Origin of the sequence: Pseudomonas sp. Sample_11, assembly GCF_004307505.1 — a bacterium.
GTDB classification, from domain to species: domain Bacteria; phylum Pseudomonadota; class Gammaproteobacteria; order Pseudomonadales; family Pseudomonadaceae; genus Aquipseudomonas; species Aquipseudomonas atacamensis.
The window spans coordinates 1-5,972 of sequence record NZ_RCOD01000036.1 but is presented as its reverse complement, the minus strand read 5'-3'; the positions used below and the strand labels follow the sequence as shown (position 1 = coordinate 5,972).

Annotated in this window: 3 protein-coding genes; 2 read left to right on the top strand and 1 reads right to left on the bottom strand. The window is 53.4% G+C overall.

All coding sequences use genetic code 11. From position 1 onward, the window contains the following. Positions 1-401 precede the first annotated feature (401 nt). Both D8U60_RS09015 and D8U60_RS09010 read left to right on the top strand, forming a co-directional pair. Positions 402-2,930: a hypothetical protein gene (locus D8U60_RS09015; RefSeq protein WP_130899953.1), complete on the top strand. Its 2,529-nt coding sequence runs from the start codon at positions 402-404 to the stop codon at positions 2,928-2,930. Between the two features lie 540 nt (positions 2,931-3,470). Then, a complete protein-coding gene (locus D8U60_RS09010; RefSeq protein WP_130899952.1) occupies positions 3,471-5,744 on the top strand; it encodes a hypothetical protein in 2,274 nt (757 codons plus the stop codon). Here the strand turns inward: D8U60_RS09010 and D8U60_RS27780 are convergent. Continuing rightward, the coding region (locus D8U60_RS27780) for a hypothetical protein (protein WP_206663312.1) at positions 5,741-5,972 on the bottom strand (232 nt) is incomplete at its 5' end. The two genes, D8U60_RS09010 and D8U60_RS27780, sit on opposite strands and share 4 nt — an antisense overlap.

Genomic DNA, 5,972 nt, shown 5'->3' with positions numbered 1-5,972 from the left:
TGGCCAACGCCTGCGAAACCCTCGCCTCGGCCAAAACCATCGCCCAGGAATTCGCGGGGCTGGTAAAGCCATCGCAGCGAAGGACGCTAATGGGGGTTGCGCAGTTGATCATGCTTGGGGAGTTGGCGGTGAACCGGGTGCTGGATAATCTGGAGTTGCCGCAGTAGCGGAGCCCGATGATCGTTCCCACGCTCCTGCGTGGGAATGCCTCAACGGACGCTCCGCGTTCGGCTCCCGATGGGACCCGGAGCGTCCCGGCTGCATGCCTTTGCGCATGGGAACACTCTTCATGACCGTTCATCGCAAACCCCCTCCTACCTGTCAGAGTTGACAGGTGACGGCCCGGCCGGTCTCGCATTAGATGCAGCAAGAGCGTTCCTATTTCACGCAAGGAGAATGCAATGAGCCGCGTCCGTAATTTTGTTGAGCCTTTTGCGCTGACTGTCCCGAAAGTGCCCGAGATGATCAAGCTGGACCCCGAAATGGCAGACGTTCACGGTGGCGTCTCTATCACCGATGCCAATAAGGTCGATGGTTTACTGGTGCTCATGCTGGCGTACCTGGGGCAGGCCGTTAACCAAACGCTTACTTTGTATGTGAACGGCACAAAAGGACCTCACACCACCATTGCTGAAGGCAAGGAAAATGTTGATACGCCCTTGCGCCTGCCTGCCGGCTTACTGCAAAAAGGCCTTAACCGCATCAAAATTCACATCGAGCGCACGTCCGGGAATGGTGAATTCACACCTGAGTTGGTGCTCTACCATCGAACCTCTCCGCCCGGTGATTTACCACCGGTATTGAATCTCACCGTCAGCCACAAGGTCATCAACCAGGCGGAAGCTGACAAGTTCAAGGTGACTGTCACCTACGCCAACGTGCAGTGGTATGACCTGATTTTTGTGTCTTGCAATGGTGTGCATCACATATATCAGCTCACACCCAGCGTTGTGTCGCCCCTGCCTCCCGTACCAAAAAGTGTTGTGATCGACATCCCGAAAGACAAGCTGATCGAGGGTGGCAACGATAAAACCTTCGAAATCAAATATCGCGTTGTCGACTACCTGACCAATCCCTCCGGCCCTCCAACCTGGTCCGATGCCGTGTTCGTGGAAGTGGATCTGGACAAGATCTCCCAAGAGCCGCCGACACTCGTTAACGCCGTCTCCCCAATCGATGTGCTGGCAAGTGAAGGCGGAGTGAAGGTGCGGGCCGAGTTCAAAGCCGCTTTGGCAAACGACAAGGCGACGCTGAAGATTGTCGATGGCCTACCGGGTTCATCATTTCCGCAAGTGGCATTCAACACCAACCAACGCGCCAATTTCACATTCAGCGTGGCGTTCCTTCTCGCTCATCAAGGCAAAACAATCCAGGTGTCGTGGGTATTGATTCGAGATGGCGTGCCCAGCGGCGAATCCCCTCCTCTGGAGGTGGTCATCGATAAAATCGCGGTGGACGACCCGCGCTTGCCGACTCCGAATATTGCGGGGGAAATGGGGCAGCAGCTCAATGTTCCGGAACTACCGAATGATGCGCGGGTGCTCACGGAAAAAATTCCACTGATGCAACAGACCCACCCGGTCTGGGTTGATTTTGAAGGCGTCGACGCGGATGGGAACCCGGTAACCAAGGAAGTTTCGACCGGCGGGCCTAGTGAACTGGCGGACAGGATTTCGTTACTGGCGCAAGTCGAGTGGTTGAAGAACCTGAAAGATGGAAGCCCGTTGAGAGTGGTTTGTGCGGTCAATCTTGATGGGGTTATGGACAAGACAAAAGCGGTGCCGCTTCGTGTGCGTAGTTATACGATTCGTGCAGCCGAGGACCTTTTAGCGCCTAAAATCAGACAGGCGCAAGACAACAGCCTGGATCCGTTTGCGGCGAAAGATGCGCTGACCGCTTTGGTCTTTGATCCTTCCATTCAGCTTGATGATGTAATCCAAGTGCGCTGGCTCGCCGCCCCAGGTACTCCTGCCGATGGCTCCTACACCTCGCCGCCTCACTTGGTCAAAGTGCTGGGCACGCAGGAGATTGCGCTGGACAACAAAGTGCTTGCGTACAGTTTCGGTGGCAATGTGACGGTGGATTACAGCAAGACAACCGGATCGGCTACGCGCGATTCCCTGCCGCTGATACTGAGTGTGCAGGACATTGCCGACGGAGATCCTCGATTGCCCACGCCGACGATCGACCGGGTGACGGGAGATGAGCTGAATCCTGCGGATTTGTTGCCGACGGATCATACGCGGACGACCGCTTGGCCGTTGATAGCTGTAGGACAGCGGGTTGATTTGACTTATAGAGAAATCAAAAGTGATGGCAGTGCGGGAATTATTGAACAAGCGTATAAAGGGAAAGAAGTGACGACGGAGGACTTGGGTGGGTTAAAACATCCTGTTCCTGTAGCAAAACTGGCATCACTGGCGGACCGTTCCACCTTGAAACTCGAGGTTCAAGTCAATTTCGATGGAAATGAATCGGGCAGAAAAGTTGCATTTCCAACCCGCGCTTATAACGTAAGCAAAGGGTTTGACGACCTGACCACTTTTACGGATTACGACTGGAACAATTGGGAGCTTCGTCACGGCGGGCGGCCATTTATTCAATTTAACGACGGAGAGTATTTCCTGGTTTCAGCTCAAGACTCCAACCAATATTACTCTATTCAATTGAGTAAATCCTTCAACGAAATACCGGGCCGTCAACTATTTGAACTCAGCTTTAACTATCGATCGATCCATAATGTAAGTTTCGAATTTAGTCACAACGAACTTAACGGTCCAGTGGTATCGTTACCTAGAGGCAGTAACTGGCAATATCACAAAGCAATATTCAGCATGCCCAAACCACTCAGACTCTTGTACTTATACGCCGCGACAACTAACGGCAACTTCGATATCGATAACATCCGGCTAAGGCAGGTAAATAACTAATGAGGCGCGTCAGTGCGGGCGATTATCTTGTCATGGCGGATCCATGGAAATCCTAGAGGTATAAGCAAGCCTGACGCGGCCGGAATATTCGAGGAACTAAAAAAGTTTCCAGCGATAGAACGTCTTCCCACCCGGCAAAGCCAACGCCTACAGAGACGGCGCAGGCGATCATGCTCGGGAGAAACTGGAAGTGAATCGGGTGCTGGAACATCTGGAGATGCCTGAGTGATGCATGCAGGCTGAATTATTGGCTGTTCATTCTGCCCTATGGTGAGCACCCTCGCTCCCCCAGTTTGACCGCATTCCAATTGTGGGAGCGAGCTTGCTCGCGAAGGCTGAATATCAGTCGCTGAGATGTCGACTGAAAACCGCATTCGCGAGCAGGCTCGCTCCCACACAACCTGCATCCGCAGCGACCTACCATTCGTCGCATAACCATCCTCCACTGTCAGATCTGACAGTAGCCAACTTCTCCCGCCCGGTATCTGATGTCTCCATCCCGGCCAGCCCTCCCTGGCCGTCTCATCAGGAAGGTGTGCCATGGAAAAGACGCAACCCGACAACACGGTCATGACGCTGTATCCGGTGATAATTCCTGTTGCCACCAAGAACGTGATCACTGACCCGCCGGCAGAGCCACCGACAGTCACCTATGGCTTGCCGTTGAAGGTATTCACGGAGCTCACGCGCGATGAAATCAACGCCGCTGGTGTACAGGTGGTGGTCGATCCGCCTGCGGATGTTGATCAATATGGAAGTATCAGACTCTTCGTCAACGGTGAGCAGAGCGGCGGTGCACAGACAGTCGTCAACGAGCGAATGGTCTTTCCCGTGTTCCAGAGGGCACTTCACGACGGCGTCATCAACACCATCCAATACATTCTGAAAAACGTCGCCGGCAATGACAGCAAATCCATCGAAGCGTGGGCCCTCTACAACGACACGTTGCCCGGCGGCAATGATGTGCCTGGTACCGGTGATCATCCGGGGCTGCTGATCAGTCTGCCCGAAGGGCTCGGCAACCCGGCGGTGATTGACAAGGATCAGGCCGCCAAAGGCGTACTCCTGACGTTCGATTACCCTCATTGCCGCGCCTACGATCAGGTGACATACGAGATCAATCGCCAGACCTTCAAACACACGGTGACGCCGGAACAGGCGGGCAAGGCATTCTCGGTGCTGATCGGTCCCGACACCTTCAAAAAAATTGGCAGCATGAACAACTGCCCGTTCTCTTACACGGTGATCGATCAACTGCTCAACACCACTCACCGGGACCGGTGGTCGAAGTACATTCATGCCAACATTGACCTTGAGCGAAACTTCCTGCCCCAGCCGATCCTGCGCGAGGATCCAGACGATGACATGGACGATCCAGCGATTGTGGATCTCGACAAACTCGAGGGCCGGCCGCTACTGATCGTCGTTGCTCCTACCACTCCCGATTTTCAAAAGGGCGACACGGTCAGAGGGTATTCTCGGCTGAACGATTCAGCCGAGAAGCCGACCCAACCGGGCGTGATCACCGACAAGTTTGGAGTGCTGCAACCGTGCATTCTGGAGCTACCCAACGATCAGCTCACCTCCGGCGCGCGCTTGCAGGTGCGTTATGAGCTGGAACGGCCGGCAGGCACCGTTGTTGGGCACTCCAGAACGGCCGAGGCCGAGATCATCGGCGAAGCGGCGCCGGATCTGGTAGCGCCCATAATCAAACAGGCACCAGGCAACAGCCTGGACCCGCTTGCCGCGAAAGATGCGCTGACCGCTCTGGCGTTTGATCCTTCCATTCAGCTCGACGACATAATCGTCGTGACCTGGACCGGCGCACCGGGCACGCCTGCCGACGGCTCCTACACCTCGCCGCCTCACGTGGTCAAAGTGCTGGGCACACAGGAGATTGCGCTGGACAACAAAGTGCTTGCGTACAGTTTCGGTGGCAATGTGACGGTGGATTACAGCAAGACAACCGGATCGGCTACGCGCGATTCCCTGCCGCTGATACTGAGTGTGCAGGACATTGCCGACGGAGATCCTCGATTGCCCACGCCGACGATCGACCGGGTGACGGGAGATGAGCTGAATCCTGCGGATTTGTTGGCAACGGATCATACGCGGACGACGGCTTGGCCGCTGATTGCCTTGGGGCAAAAGATATGGCTGACGTATAGGGAAATAAAGCGTGATGGCAGTACGGGAATTGTTGAAGAGGCTTATAAAGGGAAAGAGGTGACGGCGGAGGATTTGGGTGGGATACGCCATCCAGTGCCACTGGACAAGTTGCTGATGTTGGAAGACGACTCGACACTTGAGATTGAGGTGAAGGTTTCTTTTGATAAAGCTGAAGGTGACTATATATCCTTTCCGAGGAAGGCGTATACGGTCAAGAAGCCATACGATGATTTGACTACATTCACCAACTACGAAACAAACGACTGGATAATAACTGGGACAACAGGCTCAATAATCAAGCAAGACAATGAATACTTCATCCAATCAAACTATACCGATGGCAGATACCGACTATACATGCATAAGTCTTATCAACATTTACAAAGCGGAAGCTCTTGCACACTCAGCTTTGATCACCGCAACGCTGCTGAAAGTAACTTAATGCTAACTATGATAGCCGAAAACTCCAATACCGACATAAACATCGGCTATTCAAAAGTCCCCCCCACCAGCACATGGAAGAGCTTTAATATAAAGTTCTATTTAGGAGCGCCAGGAACCAACGCATACTCTATCGTATACATTTACTGCCTAGGCGAATCCACTATCGCTTTAGACAACATTCGCTTAACAAGCACCAACTAAAATGGACCCACAAACATTTGAACAAGGATTTTTTTCCAGAAGACAATAATGATTATTTCAAGTATCCGTTCTAAAGCAACCTCGAATGGAACCTCATCAATGAAAGCGAGGTTGTTAGACTGAAAAGCGATGTATCCAAAAAGTCTGGAGGAGCTAAGGAGCTGGCGGAAGACAGCCGGAGTCGAACCTGCCCGGGAACGGATGCCGTCCCCAACCGGGTTTGAAGCC